Origin of the sequence: uncultured Shewanella sp. (assembly GCF_947495455.1) — a bacterium.
Classification (GTDB): domain Bacteria; phylum Pseudomonadota; class Gammaproteobacteria; order Enterobacterales; family Shewanellaceae; genus Shewanella.
This window is the reverse complement of sequence record NZ_CANLZC010000065.1, coordinates 17,878-33,483: the sequence shown is the minus strand read 5'-3', so window position 1 is coordinate 33,483 and position 15,606 is coordinate 17,878. Positions and strand designations below refer to the sequence as shown.

Below are 15,606 nucleotides of genomic sequence, written 5' to 3'. Positions count from 1 at the left end.
TATTGCCGAAATGCTTATTGCCTTTTAAGATGATACAACGTAGAAGTCGGTGCTTTTACACACTCCCAAAGGGCTGGCCTCTTTATATGTAAAAGCAAGGCCTTTTATACTGTGTTATTAAACACCGGCTTAGAATGACTAAGCTCGATGTTCAATGCCTTGTCTAAAAGACTTTTAATTCCAGCTGAATCCTGCAGCTTGAAGTATCACGGGTATAGAAACATAAAAATATTGGAATTGATATATGTCAACGACACACTTTACACTGATATGCTTCTTTTATTTCCTTGCGAAAACAGCAATGGCTGCCCCACTAGATAGTGAAGCCCAAGCCGCAAAAATAACTGAAATTTTCAGCGCCGATCACTTCAGTGCCTATCTCCCTGAAGAGCATAAGCATACTCAAATCCGCCTCAATGGCGTCTATACTCCCTCCCTTAATGGAGACTGTGCCAAAGAAACAAAACTCGCATTAAAAGCCAAAGCCTTTGTCACTGAATATTTAAAAAATGCCAAAGTCATATTACTCGATAAGCAAAAACATGATGAAAATAACATTTTATGGGCCACAATGTATATTGATGGAACAAACTTATCTTATGTTCTTATCAATAAACAGCTTGGAAGAAAGCTCCCTGCACCGCGCGAGAGTTGGTGTCATTAGATATTAAGCATTAAATGTTAGGCATTAGAGTGCAATTATTTTCCCTTCTTTATCATAGGATAAAATAATTGAATCAATCACAGTTCGAGAAATCATCACTCAACATCAGCCTAAAAATAAACGCCCATTTTTGATAACAAATTGATAATTTAAAGTTAATTTTAATGTAGAGCGATTACTTTAACCTTACTAAAATAAAAATAATCACTATAACCATTAAGTTGGTTTACATAAACAAAAATAAAACAAACACTTCAATCACATAAAACATATTTCAAGAATCACATACACAACAAAAGTGAAATGATTTTATAATGTTACGATATAAAACAAGTTTAAAATGCATTATACAAGAAAATGTAATTGCAAAAATACCAGCCCCAAATACACCTAAACATTTTAAGTCAAATAGTGACACATAACTGTTAACTAAAGGTAACCATAAAATATTTTAGGTTACATTTATTTGACAACACACTTACCTGATCGCTAATTTAATAAATGACTCGTTTATTCAGTCAGTTAATTTCAATTTAATAAAGAATAAAAATATAAATGAAATAACTATGCCATTATTTCACTTAATAACGATAACAATATTCAGGGGAATACCATTTATGAAGAAACTCAAGCTTAATCACATTACCTTAGCACTTTGCCTTGGTATGAGCGTTAATGCACAAGCAGATTGGTTCGGTGATCTTATCGACATAATTATCGATCCTATCCCCAACCCAATACCAGAAGATAGCTATGCTCGCGCCTATCTAGATGCGGCCACTCAAAGTGGCTATGAAAGCTCCAATAGTCAAGCTGTGACTCGACTTGAAACCGTTGCCGGCGAGTCAGGTGAACTCACCTTTGCCGTTTTTAATGTCAAAGGTTTTCCTGAAGCGCTTGATGGCATTTCTGATGCAGAAGCCAAAGAGTTAACCCAAACATACATCAATAATAGCGGCTGGGACATTATTGGCCTACAAGAAAATTGGGTTAGGAATTCAGCGATTGTTGATGGATTAAACCGCAGCCAATACCCCTACATGAGCGATCATTATCAAGGCAGCACAAGCACCTACGGTGATGGACTCAGCACGATTTCAAAATACCCTTTTATTAGTCGTCAAGAACGTGTTGAGTACAATGATTGTCAAGGAACCTTTACTGAGCTGGCCCTCGGACAAACTAACAGTCCAGACTGTCAAGCAGATAAAGGCTTTACGCTGACGCAAATAAATATCCATCAGGATTTAGTGATCCATTTCTACAATACCCATATGGACACCGACAGAGGCACAGTTAAACAAAATCAGTTCGATCAATTAGAAGAGTATATTAATCGCGTCTCTATCAATGTTCCCGTTGTGGTCATGGGCGACTTCAACGCTGCGATTAGTGCGGGCTATAGTCAAGACTTTGTGGACGCATTGGGCCTAACTTGGGGATGTGAAGCCGTTGCCGAAGGCAACTATAACAAAGAAAATCGCTGTAGCGGCGTCGATCACATCGCCTTTAAAGGCAATGACCAATTTCAATTTGAAGTGCTTACCGAGCAAGAAATAGAGCAGAATATTAGCGATCATGATCCTCTAGTCACAAAACTACGTTGGACCAACCATTACTATTATACGCCTAGTCCTTGGGATCGTGACAGAAAACTCACTGCTAAAACCCTAGGACTCTACAACACAACCCATAACACCTATGTGGCAGCTAACAATAGTGGTGGCGATAACATGGTCAACCATTCACGCTCAAGCATGGGCACTTGGGAGACGTTTACCCTCAAATTGAAAGAAAACATCAATAATAACAAGATGTGCATACAGCATAATGACAAAGTCACACTGCAAACCACAAATGGTCATTATGTGCGCGCTGATAATGATGGTGATCTGGATGCCACAGCATCAATCGATAACACTTGGGAAGTCTTCACCCTTAAAAACCATACTGATACCAGTGGCTGCTTAGCGGATGGGGATCAAATTTCTTTACTCAGTACCCACAATAAATATGTTGCAGCAGAATCCGATGGTAGCATGACAAATAATCGTGACAATGCCTATACTTGGGAAACCTTTACCGTAAAGTAGATTTTTAACATTCAATTAACTTGAATTATTTTCATCTTATAACAGCGGAGTTTTCATCCGCTGTTATTGTTAATCCACTCATATGATTTTAGTTATTACCCAAAGCAGGGATAAAACCCAACTGTGAAAAAAGCGAATACATGTCCCAAACAACCCAAGACTCAACAATTTGACCTTGCTCAAATTTATCTATTTGTATACCCGACCAAGAAACCCGTTTGCCAGTGGCGGAAAAACCTAAATATTCTCCCGTCTGTGTGCCTGTAGTTTGCCATTGCGTAACCACAAACTCACTTTCAGCGATTTGAAGCAATATTTCTTCCTTCACATTAGAAAAAGATTGATGAAAATGATTGACCAGACTTTGCCATTCTTGGCGACTTTCCGTTAAAGGTTTACCCACAATAGAAGGAATTTGATGATTTATATAATCTTTTGAAAATACTCTAGAATAATCGACTTGATTATTACTCTCCCACACAAGCCTAGCTAAACGCGCCAGTTTTTTATGTGATAGCAAGGTTTCCTCATCATGTTGAGTAACAGATGATAGCTTTTTTGGCCATGCCATCACGGCTGTTTCAGCAGACACATGGGTTGAATACAAAGCCCAGATTGGTAATAACCATAATAGCGTTTTTACTATCATATTCATCGTTCCTTTTCCATAAAAATAGAAGCTTCATGAACGCCTTAAAATGGAAAGGCACTGAAATAATGTTGAATAAAAGGTGTCTTTTGAGTATTAATAAAGTAGGTCGCCACAATAGGCTGACCATCAATAGACCAAGTATCATGATCGTGACTGTTTAACGTGACACTAATGGAATTCACTCCAACTTGAAATAAGCTTGAATCTAAATGTAAATACGCACCATAAATCCGCTGTACTTTCTTACCATTAATAAAAAGATGGGCATGCCCTTCTACTTTATCTTTGGGGGAATCTAAAAACTCTGGAGGCTCTAATTCAAATCCATCATATATAATGTGTAAGTTATAACCAGACTTAACATCTTTTAATAATTGTAAATCCAATTTAGGTTCTACGGCACCTTCGGGGATCATTTTATTAGCATGAGAATGTGTGTTCTTGATGAGCTGCTCTTTTATCTTACTCACTTTCACCGAGCTAGCTTCCGTATTCATTACGTCCGCTTTAATAAGCGCTTGCCTTGCTTCAACAGTAAATACTATCAGCCACGGTAATAAGCTCACTGTCACGACTAACAATAATACATCACTCGCTATTCTTTTCATTTCCTCTCCTTATGTTATAGCTAACAAGAGCTAACATGACACTCATCCATTTCAACGCTGATAGTTCAGTTTATACATTAAATAACGACAGTTACTATATACTCCAACTTTAACTCAATATAATAATAGTCTATTCAATATGCATCACACTTATTATATGAATTTAGAAAGCATATCAACTTTAAACATTATTTCCACCACCTAGACTCACTAGAGATCCACAGCATACTTAAAAAATAAAAAAACTAAAAAACAACAACTTAAAGCAAGCAAAACAACAAAGAGTTATTTTATATTCACATTTAAAACACAACTCAATATGTAAATTAAGTTAAAGTCTAAAATAGAACTCATATCTCTTTATAAAATTAAGCTAAAGTCAAAACATATAACAAAGCCCAATTTAGTACACATAAAATATATTGACATATCAATCAGTAAATTATTGGGTGTTATACCTTATTTGAAAAATAAAAACATCAAGTCGAATAACATTATTTTTGTTATTCATGTCGACTTATCTCATTTTTGATGAATATACATTGGAGACACTTAGTATGGAATATGATTTTATTAAAACCAGTAAATTGACATCTCAATTGACTTCCTTCATTGACAAGTTTCTTTTTACCATACTCTTTATCTGCTTCACTCCACCCTTAGTTATGGCTGATGATGTCACTTCAGATATCAATATTGATGCATATTCATTAGTGCGTTCTATTGAAAGAAATAATGGCCACTGGATATTAACCTATGAAGTGTTCATTTCTTCAGATAAAAACATTAATGCCGTCACTGGCACATTAATCGAAGTCCCTGAAACCTGGATCCGCACAGGCGATAGTCATATCGAACTTGGAAACATCATGAGCAATACATCAGTCAGCGATACTTTTAGAGTCGTACTTTCAGACAATAATCCTGATCTCAATCAGTTTATCTGGGTATTTGACGGGATCCCTACCGATACAGGCAATACGCCAGGCGCTGATATCCTCAATGACTGGATAATGAATAACGAACAAGAATATTCTCAGTTTATTCCCAATGCGCTTATCCATGTCAATACTGTCACCAACAATGGAGACAGTGTCACTATTTCTGCATCGGGTATTCCTGATTATCAAGTGGTTATTGATCAAGAAATACTTGAGACAGTAGCCAAACACCCTGTGGGTGACTTTCAAAATAATCAAGGTTTAACAGTGAATGAAGGCGATATAGTCAAATTTGGCCAAAATATCGGCTGGACAGTGAGTCCTGTTGGTCATGCTTGCTATACAAGCGGTGGAGAAGGTTACTGGCCACCGGGCCCAGATTGCCCTTTTGACATCAATAAATCCATGGATTTTCCCCTCACTCCCAAGATCAGTACAGGAACATGTGAAACGGGCAACGGCCCTATCGGTTACATGGTCAATGGTACATCCGTTTACAACTGGTCCGACGCACGAGTCGACAATAATATTTGGCAACGAAACGCCCCCGTTTTTGAGCAGTATGATATGGATATTTGCAGTGGTCATGCTGCAAATGGCGATTATCATCATCATTTTAACTCACAGTGCTTGGCCAATACTGTTAATGATTTAGGCGACAAACATTCACCGGTTTATGGTTTTGCAAAAGATGGTTATGCCATTTATGGGCCTTGGCATGCTCAAGGTGTTCTTGCCACCAGTTCTTGGCGAATACGAGATTATCAAGATCCACTTGTTGGCTGTAGTGATGGAAAACGCAGTTGTGTCATGATCAATGAATTTGATCCTAGCCAAGGAACAATGCCCGCAAGCACAACGGGATATGACTTAGGTTATCCCTATACGCTTCAACCCGCTTTTAGAGGAGGAACCATTTATCTTGATGCAGGCGCGTATTACCAAGATATGTATTGGGATGAAACATTAATGGCTCAAGGAGAGCAGTTCCTAGACGAACATAATGGCCATGATCACGATGAACTCGGTTACCACTATCACATTACCGTCACCCAATCTTCCAGTGGCGAGTTATCCCCAGCTTTCCCTTACATCATTGGCCCCACTTTTAAGGGGGAATGTCAGTAAACCCCTTTACTTTCTTCAAGTGTTGCGGCCTGTTCTTTTAAGGCCGCATTAAAGTCTTGCAGTCAAAAAGTTGAAACGAGTGAATACAAATGACTTCATTAACCTCATTAATCCTTTCGTGAGCCTTTGATAACAGCTCAAAAAATGCGACAATTCGAATTTATTCATAAAAAATTCAATCTATGCTTTCAAAACTCACCCCTTTACAGCAACACTTTCCTCATATGGATGAGATCACTTTACTATCATGTGAGTTTAACATCAGTGCATTTAGTCCATCATTATTTACTGAGCACCAAATTCAGTTGCCCACAAAGCTCAAAAAGGCCGTTCCTAAACGACAAGCTGAATTCCTTGCTGGACGATTTTTAGCTAAATGCTGCTTTAACCAATTGGCTCTACCCTATCAAGACATCATGAATGCTGAGGATCGCAGCCCCATTTGGCCAAAAAATGTCATTGGCAGTATCACTCATTCCAATGAAACTGCCGCCTGCGGCATCACAACATCAAAACATGTTCAAGCCCTAGGTATCGACCTGGAATATGATATTAATATTAAAAGCTGTGAAGATATTTATAAAAGTATTATCAACCCAGCAGAAGAGGCATTGATACGCGCAACAGCCCTACCTTTTAACCAAGGGGTTACCCTCGCTTTTTCTGCTAAAGAAAGTATTTATAAAGCGCTATATCCTCTCATTAAGCAATTTTTCAATTTTGATGCCGTAGAAATAACAAACATTGATCTTATTAATCAACGACTGACATTAAAACTCACCAAAAACTGGTCAACAAAGTTCAAACAAAATCATCAATTTGAATGCCATTATATCCGTTTTGAAAAAAGCTTTCTGACCACAATTACCGTTTTTAACTAACAGATATTTTTGTTTAGCATAAACTTAATATACCCGTGATACTTGAAGATGCATGTTTTAAGCTTTGTTGGAAGTATCTGGACTTAATAAAAAGGGCTTTGAGTGCTAAGGGTTATACCTTTCACTGCAATTAAAATGGATCTTGCCCATATCATCTATGGCACCAAGGAGCGATGCTCATGGCATTGTCATCGGTCAATATTTCACATTACAAGTTAGCCATTATTCTTGGTCTAATAGGCTTTAGTATTAACTTATACCCCATACTACTAATCGCTAACATTCCATTGGTTTTAGGGAATATTGTTATCGTCATTGTGGCCATTTTACTGGGTCCTTGGTATGCACTATTAACGACAATCATCTGTGTTTCAGGGCTCATGTTACTGTGGGAAAGTCCTCATGTTTATCTGCTTTTTGGACTCGAAGCACTTTGGCTTGGTTTTGCCAAACGAAAAAATATTTATGCACTCTACGCCAGTATCGCCTACTGGTTCTTAGTCGGTATGCCGCTTTTTTATTTATATGCCACCTTTTTCACTCACATTCCGACAGCAAGCTTGCCTTTCATCGTTTTAAAACAATATATTAATGCGCTCATCTATACCAGTTTAGGCGCTTTAATTGTCCTTATTGTTCCTTATTTTTGGCAATTTAAAACGAAAATCATCGACAATCAAAGAAGAACCTTTAATACCCAACTGACCTACACTTTTACCCTTGTGCTAACACTCTCTCTCTTATCATCAACTTTACTGTTTAATGACCATTTCATTAAGCGACAAAAAGCAATAATTTATGAGAACTTACAAGACTCCGTTTCCCAATTAGGTCATTTTACATCTGTTTTTGTCAATGAACATGTTAAAGCCATCATCAATGCCGCTCACTGGCTCAGCCTAGATCTCGATGAGCAAAGTGATTGGCAATATCAATTAACGGGTCTACATAAAAACTATTCTGGTTTTTTAACTATGTTAATTGCCGACAAAAAAGGCAAAGTGATCGCCGCAAGCCCCGTTAAGGGACTAGATTTATCACAAAATATTAATATTGCAGACCGAGATTATTTTCAGCAGGCTTTTTTCTACCAACGAACCTTTATCTCGCCAGTTTTTCAAGGTAGAGGCTTTGGCAATGACGCGATTGTCGCCATTAGCGCTCCTATTTATTCACAAGAGTCAAAACACGACCCCATAGGCATCATTGAGGGTTCTTTAAATTTAAACCAGTTTGCCAAAATTGAGCATACAAACACCAAAAACCACCAACAAGCTATGCTACTCGTCGATGAAGATAATCATGTGATCTATGCATCTAAGATGTTAATGCTCCCGCCGCTTAAACCATTGAAGGCCAAACTGGTGGGTGAAGAATATGAAACAGGCTTGCCCATGATGAATATTATCAACACTAAAAACCCCACACCTGAGTTTATCTATGCTTCTGTCACACTGGAAAACGATTGGACACTCTATACGCTCAATCCTCTCATGCCTTTAATCAAATTAATAGAAGAACTCTATTTAGCCACCTTTGCGATCCTCATTATTGCGTTACTCATTACTTTTTATATTACCCGTGTAGTCAGTCTAAGGTTAACCCAACCACTGGCCATTATTGCCAAAGACTTTGACGAAAATCACACTAAAAAAGTCAATATTGAACAAGTCCAAAACGAAGCACCACAAGAAATATATGCTTTACATCAAAGGCTGCAAAAAAGTAAACAAGCACTCATGAGTTATCAATCTGAACTTGAAACTAATGTTCAATTAAGAACCTTAGAACTCGAAAAAGCCAACAGCCAACTCAAATCATTATCTGAAATCGATCCCTTAACGGGTCTCAATAATAGGCGCATTACAGAAATAAAGTTCTCCCATTTACATGAAATTAATCAGCGAAATAATGAAACGATAGTGGTTGCCCTGATTGACTTAGATCACTTCAAGCAAGTCAACGATCAACAGGGACACTTAGGTGGAGATGAGGCACTCAAAGCCATATCCACTTTATTAATACGCACTTTTAAACGTGATACCGATGTTATTTCTCGTTTCGGGGGCGAAGAATTCTTGCTGATTTTATCTTTTTCTGACCCAAACAAAATTGAAAAGCATCTCAACCACTTCAGAGAGAAATTGGCACAAACTCAAATAATCAATCCACAAAACCAAGACACTTTTCACGTGACAACAAGCATAGGCGCCATTATGGCCTTTCCCAGTTTCAGCACATCCCTTGAAGATTGGATAAAACAAGCAGATCTCAATCTCTATAAAGCCAAGGAGAGCGGTCGTAACAAAGTGATTTACTCGCAAATCACTTAAACAAGATGATTATGATAATCAACACAAATTTGCGATATCATTCTCAACACTTCAAGAGCATTAAAGGCCTAAAGTTGAACAAAGCAAACACATTACTCGGGTATAAAGATGCACAGTATGCCTTTTATTTACCCAATTCTCCTCTGTTACCTCAAAACTGGCATCATACTCAAACTGACGCCATTGAAAGTATCATTCAATTAAACGGTAATCATTGGCGCAAAATTTTCACTATTATGGCCAAAATAACTTGTCAAAATCACGACTGGAAAACATATAGAGACCAGTTTTTACTTAAAAAAAATGAACAAATTCATATCAATGCGGATATTTTATCACCTACTGCACAAATACACATCATTTCAGGACAAAGCGCTGCCGAACAATTAAATCTAAACCTAAAAGGCTTCCAGCATATTAATAGTCAAACTCCACAAAAGCCATTAAAAGTATTTCAATCTCAATTACTTGTCCCGTATTTAGATTATCGTCAATACCCTAATGTACTGATTGAGGATACGCGTCAATATCTCAACAGATTAACACTCAAATAAAGATAAAAAGGGAAGCCATCAGCTTCCCTTTTTATCTTTCTAAAGCATATGCGTCAAGCATATCACTTAGACTCTTGTTATGTATTTTTCACCTTTACACGATTGTTAGTATCTCTGCTTTGACGAATAAGGGCATCGCCACTTTCAAAATGCGCCTTTTTTGCCATTCGATCGTAAAGTAACACATTCACAGATGCGGCCAAATTCATGCAACCTCTCGTTGGCATATACACCACAGCATCACTGGCATCAATTAACGACTGATTAACTGTGCCGTCTTCAGGACCAAAAATATACAAGGCGTTATCTGGATGTTGAAACTCAGGTAAAGGACAAGCTCCCTCCACCAAGTCAACACACACTAGACTCACATCATTGCCTACAGCTTCACGTAAATCTTCGACTTGGATTTGAGGAATAACTCGCCCCGCCCCTTTAGTATCCGTATTATATTGTGCATTCCCCTTACTCGCGGCAAGCAAATAACGCTTTCCGGTAAAAAAGACGGCATCAGCCCCATAACAACCCGCCGCTCTCATTACCCCGCCCACATTCGTCGGACTTTTTGGGTTTAATAACCCAATACCAATATAACTCGATTTCATTTAAAGATATTTCACTGTATTTTATTAAGCCGCAATTTGCCGACGTAATGCGTGCCAAGCCTCTTCCACTAATTGGTAGTCTTGCTCACTTAATTCTTCTTTGGCTAAATTCAAACACACTTGCATTTTCGCCGATAAACAACTTAAATCTTGATTATCTTCAACTTCAAGCTGTGATAACACCACTGCAAAGTGCCCTTGTAAATAACCACTGGCAAATAAAGCGTCATCATCCCCTGACTCAACAATATTCTCAATCCAGTTTTGCAATGTGTGCTCATACTTCTCTAACATGGGATCTCCATAAGATCTAATTAATTTCAACCACTGGGTACATCACATAATCTCGATATCCAGTGATCACTTTATAATAACCTGCAAGGAATAGGTCTAACTCGGGATCGCCTGAATCAACAATTAGTGGGCGTCCTTCTAACGCCTTTAATTTGGTTTTAGTGGCTAAAATAATAATATTTTCTCGGCCAATTTGACGAATTAATGCGGGGGTTAATTGTTGATTTCCCCGCCCCAAAATATGTCCTTGTCCGCCGATAAGTGTAATGAATAACTTCGTTTCTTGACCTGTTGTGTATTTAAGTAATGCTTGTGCCGTTAAGTCTGATTGAATTAAAGCTTGATCTTTGATTAAATCAACCCCTAACAAGGTATTTTCAAGCCCCATTTCAGCCATCACAAACGCCAAGGTACTGCCTGAACCCATAATACACAATGTATCATCCATAAGCCCTATGGCTTCTGCTGCAATATCAGCAAGCACTAATTCCTCACATTCCACTCCGCCTTGCTTCACTGCTTGAACATAACGAGGCTCAGCAGGCACTTGCATCTCGCCAAAACGCTTAGCTTGAACACGACCTTGTCTAAACAAGACTTCGTCAATATCCATCACATCAGCATTCATGAGACTGACTAACTCACCATCCAGTAACTGCTTAACCACTAATCCCGCTGCAGCGGGTGTAACACCAAACACACCTGAATGAATTTTTACTCCAGCAGGTACGCCTAATACTGGAAAGCTCTCTCCAACAGCACCATAGATATCTCTAGCCGTACCATCTCCGCCGGCAAAAAGGAGTAAATCAACATTTTTCTCACGTAACTTGACTGCTGCAGCCGATGTATCACTGCCATGAGTCACAAGCGAAGATCCATAAATGACTTGGGTCGTAAAACCCAGCGCCTTTGCTACATTCTCTCCCATGTCACTCGAAGCCGTAAACACTGTGATCCTGTCTTTGTAAGGCACGATTTTAAGTAGCGCTTGCCTCATTCGATTCATGGCTTGAGGCAAGGCACCTTTCGCTAATGCTTCAGAAGCAACGCCGTCACTGCCTTTTAATGCAACGCTGCCTCCTAATCCAGCCAATGGGTTAATCAGCAAGCCTAATCGAAACAAAGCCATTAGTCAGTTAACCCTAAAGCCACTATCATTAACGCATACCTATGACAGGTGTTTGACTATTAACATCCATATTTTGCCCGCGATGCCTTAATAAATGATCCATCAAGACTATCGCCAACATCGCCTCTGCAATGGGAACTGCACGTATTCCCACACAAGGATCGTGACGCCCTTTTGTTATGACTTCTGCCACCTCACCTGTGGTGGTCATACTCTGTCCCGGTACACTAATGCTTGATGTAGGTTTTAATGCTAAATGTGCAACAATGGGTTGACCTGATGAAATACCACCTAAAATACCACCAGCATGATTCGATTCAAAGCCTTCAGGTGACATCAAATCACGATGCTCTGAACCTTTTTGCTCTACAACGGCAAAACCATCACCAATTTCAACCCCTTTAACCGCATTAATCCCCATTAATGCATGAGCAATTTCCGCATCCAGTCGATCAAAAACAGGTTCTCCCAGCCCCACAGGGACACCTGTCGCAACAACAGTTAATTTCGCCCCAATGGAATCCCCACTTTTTTTCAAATCACGCATATACTCATCAAGGGCTTCAAGTTGACTCTCATCGGGGAAAAAGAAGGGATTTTTTTCGATTTGTTCAACATCTATCTTTTCAGCTTTAATAGGACCAAGTTGAGTCATGTATCCTTGAATATCAACACCATGAACATGCTTTAAATACTTTTTAGCGACCGCTCCTGCCGCCACCCGCATGGCCGTTTCACGAGCAGAAGCGCGTCCGCCTCCTCGATAATCCCTTAAGCCATATTTTTGCTGGTAGGTATAATCGGCATGACCTGGACGAAAAAGATCTTTAATATTGGAATAGTCATTACTGCGCTGATCCGTATTTTCAATCAACAACCCAATCGACGTCCCTGTGGTTTTGCCTTCAAAAACACCCGATAATATTCGAACGACATCGGGTTCACGCCTTGCCGTTGTATAACGTGACGTGCCTGGACGGCGCCTATCAAGATCATGCTGTAAATCAGCTTCGCTTAATTCAACACCTGGTGGACAACCATCAATAATACACCCTAGAGCGGTACCATGACTTTCACCAAAAGTCGTTACGACAAAATGTTGACCTATACTGTTTCCCGACATCTGCTTTACACCTCAGACAATTAACTATATTCAACCCTTAAGAGTATGGCACTGCAATTAAGGGCTAAACAAAAACTTTGTTATATAAACAATGACAAAATAGTCATTAAATTTATTCGCTATCTTGATACGCCTTAAATAGATTGCGATGTGCTTGCAGCTGCTCGTAAGTCAACACAAACACGCCATCACCACCGTGTTGGAATTCAACCCAGCTAAAAGGCACTTGAGGAAATTGCTCAGACAAGTGCACCATAGAATTACCCACTTCAACGACTAATATACCATTGGGCGTTAAATAATCTGCAGCATTGGCTAAAATACGTTTCGTTAAATCTAACCCATCATGACCAGAGGCTAAACCTAACTCAGGCTCATGACGATATTCTTGAGGCATATCATCAATATCTTCAGCATCCACATAAGGCGGATTGGTCACTATTAAGTCATATTGTGGTCCCTTAGGGATAGCTGAAAACAAATCGGATTCCATGGCAAACACTCTATCCATCACGCCTAAGGACTCAATATTAATTTGTGCCACATCAAGGGCATCAGTACTAATATCCAGCGCATCCACTTCTGCTTCATCAAACTCATAAGCACAAGCAATCGCAATACAGCCACTCCCCGTACATAAATCTAAGACACGATTAACCGATTGGTTATATAACCAAGGACTAAACCGCTCAGCAATCATTTCAGCTATTGGAGAGCGAGGCACTAATACGCGCTCATCCACATAAAATGATAAACCAGCAAACCTTGCCTCATGGGTTAAATAAGGCACAGGCAAACGCTCTTGAACACGTCGAATGATCAACTCAACGATTTTATGCTTTTCACTGCTGGTTAAGTTACTATGAATAACCTGTTGACCTATCTCTTCAGGCAAATGTAATGCATGAAAAACCAAAGCAATCGCTTCATCCCACGCATTGTCCGTCCCATGACCATAATATATATTTGCATCATTAAAACGACTCACGGCCCAACGCAGCATATCGCCCACGGTACGTAATTCAGCGACAGCTTCATCAACAAAAATCTTATCCAAAATAGACTCCAACATTATAATTGGACTTCATTGTAACTGAAGTCTATTCATATGGCATCGAATTCAATAAAATACCCCTATGAATAAAAAATATGATGATGATGGCCAAGCTCTGTTTTCCACGCTAATTCAAGGTATTAAGCCCTTAAAACAAGATAAGCGTCATTTCACAGCTTCGCCAAAAAATAAAACAAAATGGGTACAAGCAGAGCAAAAGTTACATGCAGATAGCTATTTTTCTGATACATACCAACCTTTAATGCCAACAGAAGGACCAATGCGATGGGTAAGAGACGATGTCGATAGCTTTGAGTTAAAACGGTTACGTCGAGGTGATTATAGCCCTGATTTATTACTCGATCTTCACGGCTTGAGGCAATCAGAAGCCAAACTAGAACTCGTTGCACTCATACAAGCAGCCATCAAGCAGCGCAGCACTTGTTGCAGTGTCATGCATGGTCATGGTAGTGGTATATTAAAGCAACAATTACCTCTATGGCTCGCTCAGCATCCCCAAGTGAAAGCTTTTCATCAAGCACCTAAAGAGTGGGGAGGCACTGCTGCATTATTAATACTCATAGAGATAGAAGAATCACCTTTTTCCTTATGAGTTATTTTGTCACCATTGAACATACTTGTCTTCAATGGTGACCGAGAAGACAAACATAACATCCTCTCTTACACAGCGCGATAAAAGGAGTTAATCCCTTAAGAAGCCTTACCGCAAGAAAAAGGTGACTCATGCCAAACAAGCGAATGATTTAGTGAATTTTTCTCTATAAGAACAATACCTGAGGTTGAAAATAAAGGAGGTTCAACATCGGGTAAAAAAGCATTAACTAAGTACCCAAGTAAAGGCATATGCGCAATCACCAGCACATTCTCTGCCTGATAAAACTCAGCATAAGCCAATATGACATCCATGGTATCACTCGCATGATTTAACGGCGTTAATTCATCCAACACATGCCATTGCGACGGTTCGGTAAAATACTGACTCACTTCTTGCCATGTCTGTTGCGCGCGAACATAAGGGCTCACCAAGACTAAATCGAAGTGCTTGACAGACGTCGATAACCATTGACTCATCATCACAGTTTGAAAACGACCAACATCTGTCAGTGTTCTCTCTTGATCTGAGTGCGCTTGATGGTTTGCTTCACCATGTCGCATTAAATATAATTGCATACTGCTGTGCAGATCCCATTTTACATTATTATAGAGTGATGCTTTAGGCATATACCCGTGATACCTGAAGATGCAGGATTCAGCTGGAATTAAAAGCCTTTTAGGCAAGGTCATTAATTGCTCCTGCATAAATGACATTTCCATCATCCTTGATGGTCAGCTGAACAGCGTGCCTAGTCATTCTAAGCTGATGTTCAATAACGCAGTATAAAAGGCCTTGCTTTTACATATAAAGAGGCCAGCCCCTTGGAAGTCTGTAAAAGCACCGACTTCTGCGTTGTATCATCTTAAAAGGCAATGAGCATTCTTGTAATAATACGCCTTGAATTAGGCACTTTTACAGGCTCTGAAAA

15 protein-coding genes are annotated in these 15,606 nt (G+C 39.2%); 7 read left to right on the top strand and 8 right to left on the bottom strand.

What is annotated here, in order from left to right:
• The first annotated feature begins 301 nt into the window (after positions 1-301).
• Positions 302-664: a thermonuclease family protein gene (locus tag Q0791_RS16080; protein ID WP_299008500.1), complete on the top strand. Its 363-nt coding sequence runs from the start codon at positions 302-304 to the stop codon at positions 662-664.
• A gap of 617 nt (positions 665-1,281) precedes the next feature.
• Positions 1,282-2,757, top strand: a complete 1,476-nt coding sequence (locus Q0791_RS16075; RefSeq protein ID WP_299008498.1) for an endonuclease/exonuclease/phosphatase family protein — start codon at positions 1,282-1,284, stop codon at positions 2,755-2,757.
• Positions 2,758-2,845: 88 nt separating this feature from the next.
• Here Q0791_RS16075 and Q0791_RS16070 read toward each other — a convergent pair whose 3' ends face one another.
• Both Q0791_RS16070 and Q0791_RS16065 read right to left on the bottom strand, forming a co-directional pair.
• A complete protein-coding gene (locus Q0791_RS16070) occupies positions 2,846-3,406 on the bottom strand; it encodes an ester cyclase (RefSeq protein ID WP_299008496.1) in 561 nt (186 codons plus the stop codon).
• Between the two features lie 44 nt (positions 3,407-3,450).
• Positions 3,451-4,017 (bottom strand): hypothetical protein, encoded by a 567-nt coding sequence (locus tag Q0791_RS16065; RefSeq protein WP_299008494.1) that lies wholly within the window; start codon positions 4,015-4,017, stop codon positions 3,451-3,453.
• Positions 4,018-4,574: 557 nt separating this feature from the next.
• Between Q0791_RS16065 and Q0791_RS16060 the strand changes: the two genes are divergently transcribed.
• The 4 genes from Q0791_RS16060 (at position 4,575) to Q0791_RS16045 (ending at position 9,854) form a co-directional block, all read left to right on the top strand.
• On the top strand, positions 4,575-6,086 hold the full coding sequence (locus Q0791_RS16060) for a YHYH protein (protein WP_299008492.1): 1,512 nt from the start codon (positions 4,575-4,577) through the stop codon (positions 6,084-6,086).
• Positions 6,087-6,268: 182 nt separating this feature from the next.
• Positions 6,269-6,967 (top strand): 4'-phosphopantetheinyl transferase, encoded by a 699-nt coding sequence (locus Q0791_RS16055; RefSeq protein WP_299008490.1) that lies wholly within the window; start codon positions 6,269-6,271, stop codon positions 6,965-6,967.
• 179 nt (positions 6,968-7,146) lie between these two features.
• Positions 7,147-9,300, top strand: coding sequence for a diguanylate cyclase (locus Q0791_RS16050; protein WP_299008487.1), 2,154 nt, complete (start codon positions 7,147-7,149; stop codon positions 9,298-9,300).
• A gap of 74 nt (positions 9,301-9,374) precedes the next feature.
• Positions 9,375-9,854, top strand: a complete 480-nt coding sequence (locus Q0791_RS16045) for a hypothetical protein (RefSeq protein WP_299008485.1) — start codon at positions 9,375-9,377, stop codon at positions 9,852-9,854.
• Positions 9,855-9,931: 77 nt separating this feature from the next.
• On the opposite strand, the gene Q0791_RS16040 is transcribed toward Q0791_RS16045, so the two are convergent.
• From Q0791_RS16040 to prmB, 5 genes are all read right to left on the bottom strand, one after another.
• Positions 9,932-10,459, bottom strand: coding sequence for an RNA methyltransferase (locus Q0791_RS16040; RefSeq protein WP_299008483.1), 528 nt, complete (start codon positions 10,457-10,459; stop codon positions 9,932-9,934).
• Between the two features lie 24 nt (positions 10,460-10,483).
• Positions 10,484-10,753 carry a YfcL family protein gene (locus Q0791_RS16035; protein ID WP_299008481.1) on the bottom strand — a complete coding sequence of 90 codons (270 nt, stop codon included), beginning with the start codon at positions 10,751-10,753 and terminating at the stop codon, positions 10,484-10,486.
• Between the two features lie 16 nt (positions 10,754-10,769).
• Positions 10,770-11,885 (bottom strand): ATP-NAD kinase family protein, encoded by a 1,116-nt coding sequence (locus Q0791_RS16030; RefSeq protein ID WP_299008479.1) that lies wholly within the window; start codon positions 11,883-11,885, stop codon positions 10,770-10,772.
• Between the two features lie 28 nt (positions 11,886-11,913).
• Complete coding sequence (gene aroC / locus Q0791_RS16025) at positions 11,914-13,008, bottom strand: chorismate synthase (protein WP_299008476.1); 1,095 nt, start codon at positions 13,006-13,008, stop codon at positions 11,914-11,916.
• A gap of 112 nt (positions 13,009-13,120) precedes the next feature.
• The gene (gene prmB, locus Q0791_RS16020) at positions 13,121-14,065 is read right to left on the bottom strand and encodes a 50S ribosomal protein L3 N(5)-glutamine methyltransferase (RefSeq protein WP_299008473.1); all 945 of its coding nucleotides are present in this window, start codon (positions 14,063-14,065) and stop codon (positions 13,121-13,123) included.
• A 79-nt stretch (positions 14,066-14,144) separates the two neighbouring features.
• Here prmB and smrB point away from each other — a divergent pair, with 79 nt between their 5' ends.
• The gene (gene smrB, locus Q0791_RS16015) at positions 14,145-14,675 is read left to right on the top strand and encodes an endonuclease SmrB (protein ID WP_299008470.1); all 531 of its coding nucleotides are present in this window, start codon (positions 14,145-14,147) and stop codon (positions 14,673-14,675) included.
• A 98-nt stretch (positions 14,676-14,773) separates the two neighbouring features.
• Here smrB and sixA read toward each other — a convergent pair whose 3' ends face one another.
• Complete coding sequence (gene sixA, locus Q0791_RS16010; RefSeq protein ID WP_299008505.1) at positions 14,774-15,253, bottom strand: phosphohistidine phosphatase SixA; 480 nt, start codon at positions 15,251-15,253, stop codon at positions 14,774-14,776.
• Between the last annotated feature and the right edge of the window lie 353 nt (positions 15,254-15,606).

Bases quoted from the DNA above. Each gene is read 5' to 3' on its own strand.
- Q0791_RS16080 (WP_299008500.1), top strand. From the start codon at position 302: ATGGCTGCCCCACTAGATAGTGAAGCCCAAGCCGCAAAAATAACTGAA.
- Q0791_RS16075 (WP_299008498.1), top strand. From the start codon at position 1,282: ATGAAGAAACTCAAGCTTAATCACATTACCTTAGCACTTTGCCTTGGT.
- Q0791_RS16070 (WP_299008496.1), bottom strand. From the start codon at position 3,406: ATGATAGTAAAAACGCTATTATGGTTATTACCAATCTGGGCTTTGTAT.
- Q0791_RS16065 (WP_299008494.1), bottom strand. From the start codon at position 4,017: ATGAAAAGAATAGCGAGTGATGTATTATTGTTAGTCGTGACAGTGAGC.
- Q0791_RS16060 (WP_299008492.1), top strand. From the start codon at position 4,575: ATGGAATATGATTTTATTAAAACCAGTAAATTGACATCTCAATTGACT.
- Q0791_RS16055 (WP_299008490.1), top strand. From the start codon at position 6,269: ATGCTTTCAAAACTCACCCCTTTACAGCAACACTTTCCTCATATGGAT.
- Q0791_RS16050 (WP_299008487.1), top strand. From the start codon at position 7,147: ATGGCATTGTCATCGGTCAATATTTCACATTACAAGTTAGCCATTATT.
- Q0791_RS16040 (WP_299008483.1), bottom strand. From the start codon at position 10,459: ATGAAATCGAGTTATATTGGTATTGGGTTATTAAACCCAAAAAGTCCG.
- Q0791_RS16035 (WP_299008481.1), bottom strand. From the start codon at position 10,753: ATGTTAGAGAAGTATGAGCACACATTGCAAAACTGGATTGAGAATATT.
- Q0791_RS16030 (WP_299008479.1), bottom strand. From the start codon at position 11,885: ATGGCTTTGTTTCGATTAGGCTTGCTGATTAACCCATTGGCTGGATTA.
- aroC (WP_299008476.1), bottom strand. From the start codon at position 13,008: ATGTCGGGAAACAGTATAGGTCAACATTTTGTCGTAACGACTTTTGGT.
- smrB (WP_299008470.1), top strand. From the start codon at position 14,145: ATGAATAAAAAATATGATGATGATGGCCAAGCTCTGTTTTCCACGCTA.
- sixA (WP_299008505.1), bottom strand. From the start codon at position 15,253: ATGCAATTATATTTAATGCGACATGGTGAAGCAAACCATCAAGCGCAC.